At 72.3% G+C, this 16,611-nt stretch carries 13 protein-coding genes and 1 pseudogene; 5 read left to right on the forward strand and 9 right to left on the reverse strand.

What is annotated here, in order from left to right; genetic code table 11:
• Positions 1-19: 19 nt before the first annotated feature.
• The 3 genes from ligA to Q5762_RS23950 form a co-directional block, all read right to left on the reverse strand.
• Positions 20-2,167: an NAD-dependent DNA ligase LigA gene (ligA, locus tag Q5762_RS23940; protein ID WP_399495253.1), complete on the reverse strand. Its 2,148-nt coding sequence runs from the start codon at positions 2,165-2,167 to the stop codon at positions 20-22.
• 70 nt (positions 2,168-2,237) lie between these two features.
• Positions 2,238-2,561: a plasmid stabilization protein gene (locus Q5762_RS23945; RefSeq protein WP_315894274.1), complete on the reverse strand. Its 324-nt coding sequence runs from the start codon at positions 2,559-2,561 to the stop codon at positions 2,238-2,240.
• Between the two features lie 21 nt (positions 2,562-2,582).
• Positions 2,583-2,942, reverse strand: a complete 360-nt coding sequence (locus Q5762_RS23950; RefSeq protein WP_315894275.1) for a hypothetical protein — start codon at positions 2,940-2,942, stop codon at positions 2,583-2,585.
• A 179-nt stretch (positions 2,943-3,121) separates the two neighbouring features.
• Here Q5762_RS23950 and Q5762_RS23955 point away from each other — a divergent pair, with 179 nt between their 5' ends.
• A complete protein-coding gene (locus Q5762_RS23955; protein ID WP_315894276.1) occupies positions 3,122-5,416 on the forward strand; it encodes a SpoIIE family protein phosphatase in 2,295 nt (764 codons plus the stop codon).
• 34 nt (positions 5,417-5,450) lie between these two features.
• On the opposite strand, the gene Q5762_RS23960 is transcribed toward Q5762_RS23955, so the two are convergent.
• A complete protein-coding gene (locus tag Q5762_RS23960; protein ID WP_315894277.1) occupies positions 5,451-8,447 on the reverse strand; it encodes a HAMP domain-containing protein in 2,997 nt (998 codons plus the stop codon).
• A gap of 251 nt (positions 8,448-8,698) precedes the next feature.
• Positions 8,699-9,145 (reverse strand): ATP-binding protein, encoded by a 447-nt coding sequence (locus Q5762_RS23965; protein WP_315894278.1) that lies wholly within the window; start codon positions 9,143-9,145, stop codon positions 8,699-8,701.
• Between the two features lie 81 nt (positions 9,146-9,226).
• Here Q5762_RS23965 and Q5762_RS23970 point away from each other — a divergent pair.
• Positions 9,227-10,102: pseudogene (locus Q5762_RS23970) on the forward strand (SigB/SigF/SigG family RNA polymerase sigma factor); the annotation flags it as partial.
• Between the two features lie 151 nt (positions 10,103-10,253).
• Here the strand turns inward: Q5762_RS23970 and Q5762_RS23975 are convergent.
• From Q5762_RS23975 to Q5762_RS23985, 3 genes are all read right to left on the reverse strand, one after another.
• Complete coding sequence (locus Q5762_RS23975) at positions 10,254-10,748, reverse strand: ATP-binding protein (protein WP_315894279.1); 495 nt, start codon at positions 10,746-10,748, stop codon at positions 10,254-10,256.
• A 21-nt stretch (positions 10,749-10,769) separates the two neighbouring features.
• The gene (locus tag Q5762_RS23980; RefSeq protein WP_315894280.1) at positions 10,770-11,129 is read right to left on the reverse strand and encodes an STAS domain-containing protein; all 360 of its coding nucleotides are present in this window, start codon (positions 11,127-11,129) and stop codon (positions 10,770-10,772) included.
• A 196-nt stretch (positions 11,130-11,325) separates the two neighbouring features.
• Positions 11,326-11,568 carry a DUF5133 domain-containing protein gene (locus Q5762_RS23985; RefSeq protein ID WP_315894281.1) on the reverse strand — a complete coding sequence of 81 codons (243 nt, stop codon included), beginning with the start codon at positions 11,566-11,568 and terminating at the stop codon, positions 11,326-11,328.
• 139 nt (positions 11,569-11,707) lie between these two features.
• Here Q5762_RS23985 and Q5762_RS23990 point away from each other — a divergent pair, with 139 nt between their 5' ends.
• Positions 11,708-12,745: an NAD-dependent epimerase/dehydratase family protein gene (locus Q5762_RS23990; protein WP_315894282.1), complete on the forward strand. Its 1,038-nt coding sequence runs from the start codon at positions 11,708-11,710 to the stop codon at positions 12,743-12,745.
• Positions 12,746-12,808: 63 nt separating this feature from the next.
• Here the strand turns inward: Q5762_RS23990 and Q5762_RS23995 are convergent, their stop codons facing one another.
• Positions 12,809-14,038, reverse strand: coding sequence for a serine hydrolase domain-containing protein (locus Q5762_RS23995; protein ID WP_315894283.1), 1,230 nt, complete (start codon positions 14,036-14,038; stop codon positions 12,809-12,811).
• 366 nt (positions 14,039-14,404) lie between these two features.
• Between Q5762_RS23995 and Q5762_RS24000 the strand changes: the two genes are divergently transcribed.
• A complete protein-coding gene (locus tag Q5762_RS24000) occupies positions 14,405-15,646 on the forward strand; it encodes an acyl-CoA dehydrogenase family protein (RefSeq protein WP_315894284.1) in 1,242 nt (413 codons plus the stop codon).
• Between the two features lie 405 nt (positions 15,647-16,051).
• Positions 16,052-16,531: an AbfB domain-containing protein gene (locus Q5762_RS24005; protein WP_315894285.1), complete on the forward strand. Its 480-nt coding sequence runs from the start codon at positions 16,052-16,054 to the stop codon at positions 16,529-16,531.
• Positions 16,532-16,611 lie beyond the last annotated feature (80 nt).

Below are 16,611 nucleotides of genomic sequence, written 5' to 3' on the forward strand. Positions count from 1 at the left end.
GGCCCTCCGGTCAGGCCCTTCAGGCCGGCAGGAAGTCTCCGAGCAGCTCGGCGAACTCCTCCGGGGCCACCAGGCGGATGCCCAGTCCCTCGGCCTTGGTCCGCTTGGAGCCGGCCTTCTCGCCCGCGACGACGAGCCCGGTGCGCTGCGAGACGCTGGAGGAGGACCTGCCCCCGGCGCGCTCGATCAGCTCGTTCATCTGATTGCGGCTCAGGGCGGCCAGCGGTCCGGTCATGGCTCCGGTGACGACCACCGACAGCCCCGCGAGCGGGCCGGCCGGGGCGGCTGGGTCGGCAGAGGCGTTGGAGGCCGCGGCGGGGTCGGCGGCGTCCGCGCCGGACGTGGTTCCCGGCGGGGGAGGCGGGGTGGCTCCGGGCTCGGTCATGTTCACCCCGGCGGCGACGAGCTTGTCGACCACCGCGGCCAGTTCGGCCAGCTCGGCGACGATCACCGGCGCCTTCTCCGTCCCGATGCCCTCGACCGTCCGCATCGCCTCCGCGTCCGCCGCGCGGACGGCGTCCATCGTGGCGAAGTGGCGGGCTATCCGGCGGGACATGGAGCGCCCCGTGCCCCGGATGCCGAGGGCGCACAGGACTCGGGAGAGCGGTCGGGTGCGGGCGGTGGCGAGCGCGGCGAGCAGGTTGTCCGTGCTGGTCTCCCCCATTCGGTCCAGGCCGAGGAGCTGCTCGCGGGTGAGGGTGAAGAGATCGGCCACGTCGGCGACGAGCTCGGCCTCGACCAGCTGGACGATCCGGGTCGCGCCGAGCCCCTCGATGTCGAGCTGGTCGCGGCCGACGGCGTACGAGAGAGAGGCCACGAGGTGGCAGTTCCGGCCCTGGGCGCACCGCCAGCGCTGCTCGCTGCGGTCGATCTCCGAGCCGCACTGCGGGCAGGCCTCCGGGAACTCGATCGGCCGCTCGTCGCCGGTCCGCAGGTGGGCCACGGGCGCCTCGACGCGCGGAATGATGTCGCCCGCCTTGTGGACCATGACCTGGTCACCGAGGCGCAGATCGCGCCGGGTGATGTCGGAGGGGTTGTGCAGGGTGGCGTACGTGACGGTGCTGCCGTCGATGTCCACCGGCTCCAGGACGGCGCGCGGCGCGATGACGCCCGTACGGCCGACGTTCCATTCGACGGCGAGGAGCCGGGTGACCTTCTCCACGGCGGGGAGCTTGTACGCGATCGCCCAGCGCGGGGCGCGGGAGCCCTCGCCGGCCTCGCGGCGGTCGGCGGCGAGGTCGGCCTTGACGACTATCCCGTCGATCCCGAACGGCAGTTCAGGACGGAGCGCCGCGATCTCCTCCACCCGGGCCAGGACCTCCGCCACGCCGTTCACCATCCGGCCGGGGACGGCCGTGGCGCCCGAGGTGTGCAGTCCGAGGGCGGCGGCCCGCGCGAGCAGCTCGCTGTGGGCCGCCTCGCCGAGGCCGGCCACGCCCAGGCCCGCGCCCGCCTCCCCGTCGCCGCCCGGCGCACGCGGCGCGTCCAGCGGCAGCATGTCGTAGGCGAAGAAGGTCATCTCGACCCGGTACGGGCGGTCCTTGGCGCGCAGGGTGCCCGCCGCCGCGTTGCGGGGGTTGGCGAACGGCTCGCCGCCGTGGGCCACCCGGACCGGGTTGGCCGCCTCGAACTGCTCCGTGGTCATCAGCACTTCGCCGCGGACCTCGACCGTGAGGGGCTCGGCGAGCCGCTCGGGCAGACCGACGATCGTCCCGACGGCGTGCGACACGTCCTCCCCGGCCGTGCCGTCGCCGCGCGTGACGAGCCGCGCGAGCCGTCCCCGGTCGTAGCGCGCGGCGATCGCGAGTCCGTCGAGCTTGGGCTCCACGCTCCACCGCTCCACGGTCCGGCCGATCCGGCGCTCCAGCGAGGCGGCCCAGGCGGTGAACTGCTCGGCGGAGAAGACGTTGTCCAGCGAGAGCATCGGCCGCGTGTGCGGTACGTCCCCGGTCGCCGCGCCCCCGGCGACCTTGCCGGTCGGGGAGTCGGCACGCACCTGGTCGGGGTGGTCGGCCTCCCAGATCGCTATCGCGCGGGCGAGGCTGTCGTAGGCGTCGTCGTCCAACGCGGACGTACCGCCCGCGTAGTAGGCGGCAGCGGCGTGCGTGGCATCCTCGACCGCACGCGCGTACGCGGCGGCATCGGCGAGAACCGGAGTCGTCGTCATGGTGTCCATCGTGCCGGGCACCACTGACAACGGGCCCTGGCCGACGACCGGCAGACCTCCGGCAACCGCCTCAACGCCCGAGGGCGCGCTTCAACTCCGCCTTGTCCATGGACGAGCGGCCGTGAACGCCGCGCCGCTGTGCCTCGGCGTACAGCTGGTCGTACGTCGGGCCCTCGGCGCCGCTGTGCGAGCGCTGCCCGCCGCGCCGCCCGGAGGACATGTCCTCCGTCGACGTGCGGCTCGCGGTCTCGGACTCGCCCGAGCGGGCGCGTTCCTTGTTGACCGTGCGCGCCGCGATCTCCTTGGCGCGCTTCTCGCTCTCGCCCCGTTCCAGGACGCTCTCCTTGATGTGCTCGTACTGGCGTTCGCGCTTGGAGCTCGATCCGCGGGGCATGACACGCTCCTCCGTGTGGGGTCAGTTCGGCCAGGACTTCGGCCGCAGCCGGTGGGACCAGCGGATGACGAGGCGTAGCAGCCCGGTCAGGGTCAGCACCCAGGCGGCCGCGAAGGCCCAGATCAGGACGGGCTCGCCGGTGGCGACCGCCAGGACCAGCAGGCCGAGGGTCAGCATGCCGAGCAGGGAGACGGAGAGGGCCAGGGCGTGGCGGCGGCCCGGGCGGCCGGCGCCGCCGGCACCAGCGGCGGCCCGGCGGACTCTCGGCCTCTTCCGGCTCATCGTCCGCATTCCGCGCTCCAGTGACACGTCCTCGCTGAGCGCCTGCTCGATCTCGGCCAGGATGCGCCGCTCGCGCTGCGAGAGCCGGGCCTCGTCCATCGCCGCACACCTCCCACACCCACCTGGATCCCATACCCGCCCGGGCACCGGATCCGTTCCGCCCAGGCGGGTACCCGCACGCAGCGGCGGAACACACCCGGCACCGGTCCAGAACGGTAGAATCCGGAGCGGACACGATCATCCCGGACAACCCACCCGGTGGAGGGACGGCAGGAGTCGTGACGACGTCCGCGGCGGGGCCCGAAGGGCCCGGCACCAGCGGCCTCGCGGCCGAGAACAGACGCCTGCGCGCCGAACTCACCCGCCGGCATCTGATCGATCTGGCCACCGGCGTCCTCGCGGCCCAGCTCGGCGCCTCCCCCGCCGACGCGGCGGAGCACCTGGCCGCCCTCTCCCATGCCACCGGCCTCGGCGTCGAGGACCTCTCCGCCGACATCGTCAACGGCGTCGCCGGCATGTCGGGGACGGACCCGGCCGCCGCCGTGCGGGCCGAGCCCGCCCCCGCCGAGCCCGTCGTCTTCAGCACCCCCGACGAGCGGCGGGCACGGCGGGCGGCCACCGCGGCCGAGACGACGGACACCGTCGGCGAGGCGGCACGCGCGCTGCTGGAGGGCGGCCTCGCCCCGCTCGGCGCGGAGAGCCTGTGGCTCTGGCGCCGCGACGCCTGGGGCTGTCTGCGCCTGGCCGGGCACGCCGGCGTCGGAGCGGCGGAGGCGGCGGCCTGGCAGTGGATCCCCCCGGCCGCCCCGCCCGCCTTCCGCTCGGTCCTCTCCGACGGCGGTCCCGTCTGGCTGGCCGACGGTGCGGAGGCCGGGGAGGTGCTGCCGGGCCCCACGCGGCGCTCGGCGCGGGCGGTCCTCGCCCTGCGGTCGCGCGGGGCGACGGTGGGCCTGGCCCTGGTCGCCTGGCCGGGGCCGACCGCCTTCGACCCGGCCCTGAGAAAGGCCCTGGTGGGGCTGACCGAGGTGGCGGGCACCGTCCTCGACGCGGCCGACTCGCCGGCCTCGGCCGTTCCGGCCCTGGTGGACGTCCTCGACTCCCTGGTCCATCCGGCGATGCTGCTCCGGGTGGTCGCGCCGGCGGCGCGACCGACGGTCGAGCACCTCAACGAGTACGCCGTCGCGGCCCTCGGCGGCGCGCCACCGTCCGAGGACCGGTCCCTGGCGCTCGCCTTCCCCCAGGCCCACGCCGACCTCGCCCATCTGGCCCGGCGCGCCCACCGGACGGCGCGCACCCAGCGCGTGCCCAGGCTCCCGGCGTCGGGGCCCCCGGGGTCCGAGGACCGGGCCGGCGAAGAAGACCCCCCGCCGCTGCTCGACGTACGGGTGCTGCCGGCCGGGAGCGAGCGGACGGTGGTGCTGTGGCACGCCGCCACCGATCCGGGGCTTGCGACGGAGCGCGCTGTGGCGCGGCTGCAGAGCGTGGCCCTGTTCCAGGACAGCCTGAGCGACGGCGGCTCGGTGTGGTCGGAGCAGGCGTACGCGCTCTTCGGCCGGGCCCGTGACGAACCTCCCGTACCGCTGCTCGGGTTGCGCGGGATGGTGCACCCGGAGGACGGGGCGGCGCTGACCGACCTGCTCAGGGCGCTGACGGAGTGGCGCACCGGGGCGCAGACGGTGCTGCGGATCGTGCTCGCCGACGGAACGGTCCGCCATGTGCGGGTGGCGGCCGAGCCGCTCCTCGACGCCGGAACGGTCACGGGCTTCGCCGGGGTCTACCAGGACGTGTCGGCGAGCCGTCGTGTCGAGGCGGCGCTGAACGCGACGTTCGACCAGCTGACGGCCGTACGGACGCGGGCCGAGCTCCGGCACCAGATCGCGCTCCAGCTCCAGCAGGCGATCGTGCCCGAGGTGCCGGACCTGCAGGAGTTCCCCGGTCTGGTGGTGGCGGCCCGGTACCGGCCGGCGGCCGAGGAGTACCGGGTGGGCGGCGACTGGTACGACGTCCAGCCGCTGCCCTCGGGGAAGATCCTCGTCGCGGTCGGGGACGTGGCCGGGCACGGCATCGAGTCGGTGACCGGCATGGTGGCGCTGCACAACGCCCAGCGCGGCCTCGCCTGCACGGGGGAGTCGCCGCGGCGGCTGATGGAGTGGCTCAACGAGGTGGCGCTGCGCACGAGCGGCCACCCGACGGCGACGGCGGTCTGCGCGCTGTACGACCCGGCGGACCGGGAACTCGTCTGGTCGAGCGCGGGACACCTTCCGCTGCTGCTCGTACGGGACGGCGAGGCGCGGCTGTTGGACCCGCCGCACGACATCCTGCTGGGCGCGGTGCCCTCGTACGCGTACGAGGAGCGGCGCACGGCGTTGCGGCCCGGTGACACCCTGCTGCTGTACACGGACGGGCTGATCGAACGCCGCCACGACGGACTGGACGAGGGGCTCGCCCAGCTCGCCGCACAGGCCGAGGCCCTGAGTGGCCACCCGCCGAACGAGCAGGTCGAGTGGCTCCTCGACACCGCCGCCGGCGACACGGACGACGACACGAGCGTCGTGGCCGTGCGCGTACGGTGACGGGACCGGTCTCGTACGGCGACGGGCGCCCCGATCACGTGGCCGGCGTGGTCAGCCATTGGCGGATCTTGGCCATCAGTTCGTCGGCGTCCACCGGCTTCGCGACGTAGTCGCTGGCGCCGGCCGCGAGGGCGCGGGCGCGGTCGCCCGGCATGGCCTTCGCGGTGACGGCGATGACGGGGAGGTGATGGTGCCTGGGGAGGTCGCGGATCGCTCCGGTGGTGGCGTAGCCGTCCAGGCCCGCCATCATCACGTCCATCAGGACGAGTTCGACCTCGTCGTGCGCCTCCAGGAGGGCGAGCCCCGCCCGGCCGGTGTCGGCCTGGAGGACGCGGACGCCGTGGCCTTCGAGCACCTCGGTGAGCGCGTAGACGTTGCGTACGTCGTCGTCGACCACGAGGACGGTGTGGCCGGCCGTCACGGGGTCCTGGCCGTCGTCGGGGACGGTCCCGGCGGCGCCGGCGGCCCGGTCGGCGTCGGCGGCGGACACGCCCGCACCCGCACCCGGCTCGCCGCCGCGCACCACCGACGGGGCGGGCCGGGGGGCCGGCAGGTAGAACGTGAACCGGCTGCCCTTCCCGGGTGCGGAGCGGACGTCGAGGGCGCCGCCGAGGAGCCCGGCCACCTCGCGACTGATGGAGAGCCCGAGTCCGGTGCCGCCGTAGCGGCGGGCCGCGGTTCCGTCACCCTGCTGGAAGGCGCCGAAAATCTCGTCCAGGCGCTCGGCGGGGATGCCGACCCCGGTGTCGGCGACGCGGAAGGCGAGCACGGGCCCGCCGCCGCGCAGCGCGACGGGCGGCTCGTCCTCGTCGGCGTACTCGATGACGAACTCCACTCCGCCCTCCTCGGTGAACTTCAGGGCGTTGGAGAGCAGGTTGCGCAGGATCTGCCGCAACCGCGACTCGTCGGTGGTGAGTTCCTCGGGCACGTCGGAGGAGACGGTGATGGAGAAGGTCAGCCCGCGCTCGTCGGCCACCGGTCCGAAGGTCGCCTCCAGGTACTCCAGGAGCTGGTGGAGGGGGAAGCGTTCGGGCCGGATGTCCATCTTGCCCGCCTCCACCTTGGACAGGTCGAGGATGTCGTTGATCAGCTGGAGCAGGTCGGAGCCGGCGGAGTGGATGACCTCGGCGTAGTCGACCTGTTTCTCCGTCAGGTTGCCCTCCGGGTTCTGGGCGAGCAACCGGGCCAGGATCAGCAGGCTGTTGAGCGGGGTGCGCAGCTCGTGGCTCATGTTGGCGAGGAACTCGGACTTGTACATGGAGGTACGGGAGAGCTGCTGGGCGCGCGCCTCCAGTTCCTGGCGGGCCTGTTCGATGACGAGGTTCTTGGACTCGATGTCCTGGTTGCGTTCTGCGAGCAGGGCCGCCTTCTCCTTCAGTTCGGCGTTGGAGCGCTGGAGTTCGCGCTGTCGATCCTGCAACTCCTGGGAACTGGAGCGCAGTTCGTCGGTGAGCCGTTGGGACTGGCCGAGGAGTTCGTCGGTACGGAGGTTGGCGACGAGCGAGCTGACGACGGCACCCGCGGTCTCCACGAACTGTTCGAGGAAGTCGCGGTGGAGGGCCGTGAAGGGCCGGAGCGAGGCGAGTTCGACGGCGCCGAGGACCTGGTCCTCCACGACGATCGGCAGGACGACCAGCATGGCGGGGTCGCCGGATCCGGCGGCGGAGGCGATGGTGGCGTAGCCGGCCGGCACGCCCTCCACGACGAGGGTGCGCCGGTCGCGGGCGGCCTGGCCGACGAGCGACTGGCCGAGGCGGAAGCGGCGCGGCGGGGCGGCCGGGTCGTCGGGGGACCCGTAGGAGGCGGTCACGACGAGTTCGGTGCCGCGGTCGTCGTGGCGGGCGAGGAAGAACGCGCCGTACTGGGCGGAGACCAGCGGCGGCACCTCGGTCATGATGAGTTCGGCGATGTCGGGCAGGGTGCGCGTGCCCTGCATGAGGCCGGCGACCCGGGCGATGTTGGTCTTGAGCCAGTCCTGGTCCTCGTTGGCGCGGGTGGTGGCGCGCAGCGACTCGACCATGGCGTTGATGTTGTCCCGCAGGTCGCCGACCTCGCCGGGGGCCTCGACGGTGATGGAGCGGGTGAGGTCGCCCTCGGCGACGGCGCTGGTGACCTCGGCGATGGCCCGGACCTGCCGGGTCAGGTTGCCGGCGAGTTCGTTGACGTTCTCGGTGAGCCGTTTCCAGGTGCCGGAGACGCCCTCCACTTCGGCCTGGCCGCCGAGTTTGCCCTCCGTACCGACCTCGCGGGCCACCCGGGTGACCTCGGCGGCGAACGAGGACAGCTGGTCGACCATGGTGTTGATGGTGGTCTTGAGCTCCAGGATCTCGCCGCGCGCCGAGACGTCGATACGGCTGGTGAGGTCGCCCTGGGCGACGGCCGTGGTCACCTGGGCGATGTTGCGGACCTGGTTGGTGAGGTTGTCGGCCATGGAGTTGACGTTGTCCGTGAGGTCCTTCCAGGTACCGGAGACTCCCCGGACGGTGGCCTGGCCGCCGAGTTTGCCCTCCGTACCGACCTCACGGGCCACCCGGGTGACCTCCTCGGCGAAGGAGGAAAGCCGGTCGACCATCGTGTTGATGGTCTCCTTCAGCTCCAGGATCTCGCCCCGGGCGTCGACCCTGATCTTCCGGCTGAGGTCGCCCTGAGCCACGGCGGTGGCGACCTGGGCGATGGAGCGGACCTGGGAGGTCAGGTTGTCGGCCATGGTGTTGACGCCGGAGGTCAGTTCACGCCACACGCCGCTGACGCGCGGCTCGCGCGCCCGGCCGCCGAGCAGACCCTGCCCGCCGACCTCGCTGGCGACCCGGGTGACCTCGGAGGTGACCAGGGAGAGCCGGTCGACCATGTCGTTGTAGACGGCCGCTATCTCGCCGAGGATGCCCCCGGCGGACTCCGGGAGCCGGACGGAGAGGTCCCCGTCGCGGACGGCGGTGAGCCCGGCCAGCAACCTGCCGAGCCCGTCCTGGCCGAGCGGATCGGGCGGCACGCGGGGCTCGTCGGCGGCCCCCGGCCGGGGGGAACTCTCCATCGCGGTCCTCCCGCTGCACGGAGGGGTACGGGAGCGGTACGGGAGCGGTACGGGTCCGGCACGGGCCTGCCCGGTGCGGGTCTGCCCGGTGCTGGTCCTGTACGGGCCCCGGTGCGGGTCAGCCGCCCAGGGGTCCTGCTCGACCTGCCAGGGTCCGGTGCAGGGCCGATGCGTGGCCGGTACTGGGCCGGTACGCGTTCCCTGCGGGTCGTACGCGTCCGGGTGGGCCGCGTCCGTCCCGCTCCTCCACTCTAGGCACGGCCCGGCGTGGCGGCACCGTCGGTGACAACCACCTCGAACCAGACCGCCTTCCCCTCGCCGCGCGGCAGCCATCCCCAGGCCGTCGAGAGCCGTTCGAGCAGGTAGAGGCCGTGCCCGGAGGACCGGCTCGCGCTGTGCGGGCCGTGCGGGCGCGGCCGGACCGGACTCGTGTCGCTGACCTGGACCCAGAGCCGCCCGCCGGTGCCGTCGAGGCGGAGTTCGTACGGTCTGCCACCGTGCGTGTACGCGTTGGTGACGACCTCCGACACCAGCAGCAGGACGTCCTCGACGAGCACCTCCCGTGCGCCGCCGACCGGCCCGAACCAGTCGCGCAGCGCCTGACGGGTCAGGTCGCGGCACTCCCCCACCACGCCCGGACCCTCGCGCAGTTCGTAGCGGCGGGCGAGCCCGGTGTCCTCTCGTCCCGTCGTCGTCATAGGGGGCCGCTGCCCGGGCGAACGGTGTCAAACCATCCGAAAAGGGAATGTTTCCTTCAGGACGCTCGAACAGGACGCCATATGTCCACCACCCGTAAGTCCTCCGTCACAAGCCGCGGAACAGTCGATCCGGCGGCGGCCGTGCGTGAACGCGCGCTGGACGGTCTGCCGCAGATGGACCGGCCCACCGAGGTGAGCACCAGCGACGCCCAGACGCTCTCCACCGCGCTCTTCGCCCGGCTGGAGACGCTGGAGGAGGGCACGCCCGAGCACGCGTACGTACGGAACACCCTGGTCGAGCTGAACCTGAGCCTGGTGAAGTTCGCCGCCCGGCGCTTCCGGAACCGGGCCGAGCCGACGGAGGACATCGTCCAGGTCGGCACGATCGGTCTGATCAAGGCCATCGACCGATTCGAAACGGGTCGGGAGGTGGAGTTCTCGGCCTTCGCGCTGCCCACGATCGTCGGCGAGATGAAACGGTTCTTCCGGGACACCAGCTGGGCTGTCCAGGTGCCGCGCCGGCTCCAGGAGCTGCGGATCGAGATGGCGAAGGCGGTCGACACCCTGGAGCAGCGGCTCGGTCGGCGGCCGACCCGGGCCGAGCTCGCCGCCCATCTGCACCTCGACGAGGAGAGCGTGGCCGAGGGCGAGCAGGCATCGAACGGCTATGTCGCCCGCTCGCTCGACACCCCGTCCGGGGACGACGAGACGGCCGTGACCGCCGGTTCCCGGCGGCTCGGCACGGAGGAGCGGGCCTTCGAGCTGATCGACGCGCTGGAGTCGCTCAAGCCGCTGGTCGCGGGGCTCGACGCGCGGGACCGCAGGATCCTCGCGCTGCGGTTCGGCGAGGAGCTGACGCAGGCGGAGATCGGGGAGCGGCTCGGGCTCTCGCAGATGCACATCTCCCGGCTGCTCGCCCGGATCCTCGACGAGCTCCGGACGGGCCTCCTGGAGGACCACGCCGAGCATCGGACGAGCCGCCCGGCGGACCACGCCGAGCATCGGACGAACCGCCCGGCGGACCACGCCGAGCATCGGACGAACCGCCCGGCGGACCACGCCGAGCACCGGACGAACCGCCCGGCGGACCGCGCCGAGCACCGACCGCTCAGCGGGGGCGCCACGGCGGGCGGGACGGGCGGCTGACCTCCAGCCAGACGACCTTGCCGCCCTCGCGCGGCTCGGAGCCCCAGGCCCCCGCGAGCCGGTCCAGGACCATCAGGCCGTGACCGCCGGGCAGCGAGGGCGCCCGGGGCTGCCGTCGCCTCGGGTGCTCGGGGCTGGCGTCGGACACCTCGACGCGCAGGTGGTCGTCGCGGTGGCGCAGAACCAGCTCTTCGGGGCCGTCGGCGTGCAGGCAGGCGTTGGTGACCACCTCGGAGACCAGGAGCAGGACGTCCTCGGCCCGCTCCCGAGCCTCCGCGTCCGGCGCCCCGCCTTCGCCGTCGACGTCATCCCCGTCCCCGGCTTCCGCCTCGGCCGGGAGCCAGCCCCAGTCCGCGAGCGCCGCCGCCGTGAAGTCACGGCAGCGCATGACGACGCCCTTGGTCCCGAACAGCACCAGCCGCCGGACCTGATCCTCGTCCCCGGCGTTCCCGCCCACGACTCCCTCCGCCATCGCGCTTCAGCCGCCCGCCCGCCGGTCGGTGAGCGCCTCGGCCACGTTCTCGTACACGCGGAACACGGTCCGCGCCCCCGTGATCTCGAACATCCGCGAGACGGGCGGGCGCAGCCCCGCGAGTTCCAGCCGGCCGCCGGCCTCCAGGGCCTGGAGGCGGGCTCGCAGCAGTACGTTCAGGCCGGTCGAGTCGCAGAAGCTCAGCCCCTCGCAGTCGACCAGGATCCGCGTCGCGCCGTTCCGTTCCTCCAGCGCCAGCCGCAGGGTGTCCGCCGTGTCGTGGTCGAGCTCCCCCGTGAGGGAGAGCACCACGGCACCGGGCTGGGGGCCTGGCTCGGCCGTGACCGCGAAGCGCTCCGGCGTCATCGGATCACCCGCCTCCCTCCGTACTCGTAACTCGTACTCGTACTCGTACTCGGACTCGGGACTCGGACTCGGGACTCGGACTCGGGACTCGGACTCGTCCAAGCGTCTGTCCGGCTGCCCGGCGTCTATCCCTTTCATGCCCCGGAACGCGCGGTTCGCCCCATCGGAACGGGAACGCGCGTCAGGAAATCCCGCGTCACGAACCGGGGAGTCTTTCCAGTGTCTGGCGGGGCGCGGGGCTCGCGCTCCCGATGTACCGTTCGGCGGCGTGCACGGCCTCCCGCGCGGTCCGCTCCCCCATCAGCACGCACAGCGTGTACGCCGTGTCCTCGAAGCGACGGCGGATCGACAGGTCGCAGGGCCTGGCCAGGACCACCCGTTCCTGGGTCCGGTAGTGCCGCAGCAGCCGGTCGATCGTGTTTCTGTCGGGCAGCAACATCTTTCCTCCTGGCGCGACCCCCTCCCTCCGTCGCTCCATATTCGGGGCGACACGTCACCCGCGCGACCCATACGACCACGGTCCGTCACGACCCCCGTCCGGCGTGCGCCGCAGCCCGTGATGGCGGAAGGTCGATTCCATGAAGGCGAGTGAGGGACTGAAGGTCGTCGTCACGGGCGCCACGGGCAATGTCGGGACGAGTCTGATCCGCGCTCTGGAGCGGGAGCCGCAGGTCGCCCACGTCCTCGGTCTGGCCCGGCGCAGACCCACGCTGTCGCTGGAGAAGGCCGAGTGGGCCGAGGTGGACCTCTCACTGGAGGGCGACGAGCCGCGGCTCGCGGGGTACATCGAGGACGCGGACGCCGTCGTACATCTGGCCTGGCAATTCCAGCCGACCCACGACCCGGCCGCGACCTGGCGGACCAACGTCCTCGGGGCGCTGCGGGTCTTCGACGCGGTGGCGGCGGCGCACGTACCGGCCCTGGTGTACGCCTCGTCCGTCGGCGCCTACTCCCCCGGGCCGGGGAACGGCGCGCCCGTCTCGGAGGCCTGGCCGACCCATGGCTGGCCGGGGGCCGCGTACACCCGTGAGAAGGCATATCTGGAACGCGTCCTGGACACCTTCGAGCGTGACCATCCGCAGACCCGGGTGGTGCGGATGCGGCCCTGTTTCCTCTTCAAGGAGGAGTCGGCGAGCGAGCAGCGGCGGATCTTCGCGGGCCGGTTCTTCCCCGGCTGGCTGTTCCGTCCCGATCTGCTGCCGCTCCTGCCAAACCTGGACGGGCTGCGCTTCCAGGCGATGCACACCGACGACGCGGCCGACGCCTATCGCCGCGCGCTGGTACGGGACGTCCGGGGCGCGTTCAACATCGCCGCGGACCCGGTGGTCGACTCCGCCGCGCTCGCCTCGCTCCTGGACGCCCGGCCCGTGAAGGTACCGAGCGGCGCGGCGCGGGGTCTGCTCTCGGCGGCCTGGCGGCTCCGGGTCGCGGCGGCCTCCCCGGACCTCTTCGACGCGGTCCTGAGGCTGCCGCTGCTGGCCACCGAACGAGCACGCCGGGAGCTCGACTGGGAACCGTCCTCGACCTCCCTGGAGGCGCTGGGCGCCTTCCTCCGGGGTGTACGGGCGGGCAGCGGCGACGCGACCGCTCCGCTCGCCGGTCGCCGCGTGGGCTGACGGCCGCGTCGCCGCCAGGCGTCAAGTCGCCAGGCGTCACTCGCCAACCCCCGTCGTCAGGTGTCACTCGTCGATCGCCTGGTAGAGCGTGGTCCAGAAGTCGTGGAAGAGCCGCGCCGGGTCCGGGACGGACGCCCCGACCTGGGTGAGCAGGATTCCGGTGAGCTGGTTCTCCGGGTCGGCGTAGGTCGAGGTGCCGCTTCCGCCGTCCCAGCCGAACTGGCCGAGGGGCGCGTAGTCGCCGCGGTAGGTGCGCACCGCCATGCCGAATCCCCAACCGCCGTGCTGTCCCTGACCGAACGACACATGGACGTTGTTGACCGCCATGGCGTGCCGGGCGGCCTGCTGCTCGGGCGTGAGCCGGTTGGTGGTCATCAGCTGGACGGCGGGCCTGGACAGGATCCGCTCCGTCCCGTGCATCCCCTGGTTCAGCAGCATCCGGAAGTAGGCGTGGTAGTCGTCCGCCGTGGAGACCAGTCCACCACCGCCGCCCTGGAACGCCGGCGGCCGGCTGTGACGTCCGCCCTTGGCCTCGTCCCACACCTGGAACTCGCCGGTCCGCGGGTCGGGGGCGTAGAGGGGCGGCAGCCGGTCGATCTGGTCCTCGGGCACATGGAATCCGGTGTCCTTCATGCCCAGGGGGCCGAAGAGGCGCTCGCGCAGGAACGACTCGTACGACTGGCCCGCGACCCTCGCGACGAGCACGCCCAGCAGGTCGTTGCTGATGTGGTACTGCCAGCGCTCTCCGGGCTGGTGCATCAGCGGAAGCTCACCGAGGCGGCGCATCCACTCGTCCGGCTCGGGCATCGGCTCCGGCAGATTGGGCGTGAGGCCCTGCGCGAAGATCCTGTTCATGATCGGCGTGCCCAGCGACGTCATATCCATGCCGAGCCCGAACGTGGAGCTCAGCACGTCCCGTACGGTGATCGGCCGGCGCGCCGGCACGGTCTCGTCCAGCGGGCCGTCGACCCGCTTCAGCACCTGCCGGTCGGCGAGTTCGGGCAGCCACGGATCCACCAGGTCGTCCAGCCGCAGCCGGCATTCGTCGATCAGGATCATCGCGGCCGCCACCGCGACCGGCTTGGACGTCGAGGCCATCCGGAAGATCGTGTCCCTGCGCATCGGCGCGCCGCCGTCGTGGCGCATCGTCCCGATGGCTTCGACGTGCGTCTCGTCACCCCGGCCGACCAGGGCGACGAGGCCGGGGATCTTGCCGGAGTCGACATGCCGCTCCAGCACGTCGCGCACTCGACGCAGGCCTGCGGCGGAGAAGCCGCGGTTGTTCGTTTCCATCATGAATCTCCTTGCGCGCATCGTTCGGGAATCACTGAACGGCTGCGACGCTACATTGCGTTCAGAGAATCGTCAACGTCAATAGTCACCGTCAGATCCCCTTTATTTCAGGGGCGTTGGGCGTAACGTTGCAATGACGATGACGCTAAACGCAAGGGTGACATGAGGGCCAGCATTGCAATGGGCAGCTCCGGGAGCAGCGCGGGAACCACCTGGCCACCCGGAAACACCGGGCCCCTGACCCGGCGCATGTCTCGGGTCCCGGGAAGCAACTGTCCATGATGTGAACGGCTCTTGGGGCCCAGGCCGCCCTCTGCCACTATTCCTACTATTCCACTGGGGAAACTAGGGATCCTGTGAGGTGACGTGAGAACGCCGAAGAAGTCAGCGCTACGACCCTCCTCCCGGCCGGCCGAACGCCGTGGTGACGACGCGATCTGGCCCCGTGTCACCCGGGAGCTCGCCGACGACCTCGCCTTCGACGCGCCGGCCAGGGACCGGGCCGGAAAGCCCCCGTTCGACGAGGTGGCCCGGCTGCGGGAGGCCGGGCTTCCGGGTCTGCTCACTCCGCCGGGCGAGGGCGGGCGGGGGGCCGGCTGGCGGGCCGCCTGCGCGGTCCTCCGGGAGATATCCGCGGCCGACAGCTCGATCGGCGAACTCCTCGCCCACCACCACGCCCTCGCCTGGAGCGCCCGCTTCCTGGGGCCGCCGCACACCGCCTTCGAGGACGCCACGGCACGCGAGGGCCGACTGCTCGCCGGCGGCATCGAACCCTCGCATACAGGGCGCGAGCTCACCCTCACCCGGGCTCGCGGCGGGCGCGTCCTGGCCGGGCGCCGCGCCTTCGACTCCGGTGTGACCGTCGCCGACCGGCTGGTCGTCGGGGCGCGCTGTCGGGAGACCGGGGACCTCCTGGTGGTCCTCGTGGACCCGGCCGACCCGGCGGTGTTCGTCGAGGCGGCGGCCGACCGGATCGGACAGCGCCTCTCGGGCGCCGGAACGGTGACGTTCGATCAGCTCCGGATAGACGCCCGGGACGTCCTCGGCTCACTCCCCCGCGACGAGCACGCCGTCACGCCGTTCACCCTGCTCGCCCCGCTCGCGCTGCGGCTCCTCCTCGTCCACGTCGGACTCGGCACCGCCGAGGGGGCGCTGGCCGAGGCCCGGGACGTCAGCCGGGCCACCCGGGCCACCCCGCCCGCGTCCGATCCGGCGGACCAGGAGGATCCGTATCTCCTACTGACCTACGGCGAGTTGGTCACCGCCGCCCACGCCGCCGCGGCGATCGTCGAGCGGGCCACGGACGCCCTCGCGGGCGGCCTGGCGGCAGGGCAGACCCTCGGGGTCGCGGAGCGCGCCGACATCGCCGTACTCGTCGCCGCGGCCGAGGCGGTGACGAACTGGGCGGCGCTACGGATCACCACCCGGATCCTCGAACTCGCCGACGCAACAGGGACGGCCGACAACCCGGGCGGTGATCCCGGATTCGACCGCTTCTGGCGCAACGCCCGTACCCTGACCGCCCACTCCTCCTCGGCACACCGGTTGCGCGACATCGGCGACCACTATCTGCACGGAACCAGGCCGGGGCTCCGGCTGCTCGCCTGAGGCGGCCCCTTCCGGCATGTCGGGACCTCCGGCCCTCTCGTTCGGCGGCCGGTGGGGCCAAGCCGGGAGGGAGAGGGCCGGGCGGGAGGCCGGGCCGGCCCACCGCCGAATGAGGGACCCCCACCGCCGCCGGCTTGGCACCTCCGCCGCCGCACGGCCGCAGTCGCCGTCATCAATTGCGGGGCTTCGACGCCCTCGTGTGGTTGAAGTGGTAACCGTGGTGAAGCGCTGGCATCCACGCACTTGGCGGCGCATGATGGACATAGTGCTCTCACCCCCATGGACGCAGGAGCGCGGCGGCCTTCCCGGCTCCCACGCCCGTCCCACACATCGGGTGGTTGATGTCGGATCGAGTAGTCCATTACTCGGACACCCAGGTGGACGCATCACGGAAGGACGGACATCGTGGCCGTTCTCAAGCTCTCACTGTTTTCGAATAACTTCCCCGAGTTCTTCATCATCGATCACACCGGCCTTGTCGACATCGCCGAGATCAAAACCGACGACGACCGTCGTAACGCCACGTTCCAGTGGACCGGCCCCAGCCTGGCGACTTTCGGCGGAACAGGAATGCTGGTGCGGGCAGTTGCTCCGCCAGGCTTCTGTCTGCGCATCGCGACGTTCGACAACTTCCGCATCCACAGCAAGTTCTTCACCGGGATCACGGACCCCCAGGTCAAGGCGGAGGTCATCGAAGAATCGACTTACGTCATCGAGCCGGCGGAAATCGACCCGAACCAGGCGTCGTTCCGGTCCGTGAAGTTCCCGGACCGATTCATCCGGCACAGGAACTTCGAACTCTTCGCCGAGCCGGTGGTGACCCCTGCCGACCTTCAGTCCGCATGCTTCAGGATCGCCCCGCCACTCCACCCGGAGGACTTCTAGACGCAACGCCGTTCAGTTAAGGGCGGGGGCTGTTCGTCAAGGCCGGTGAACGAGGCAGCGGAGCTGCTGTAGAAGAGGTT

Source organism: Streptomyces sp. P9(2023) (genome assembly GCF_032436795.1).
Taxonomy (GTDB): Bacteria; Actinomycetota; Actinomycetes; order Streptomycetales; family Streptomycetaceae; genus Streptomyces.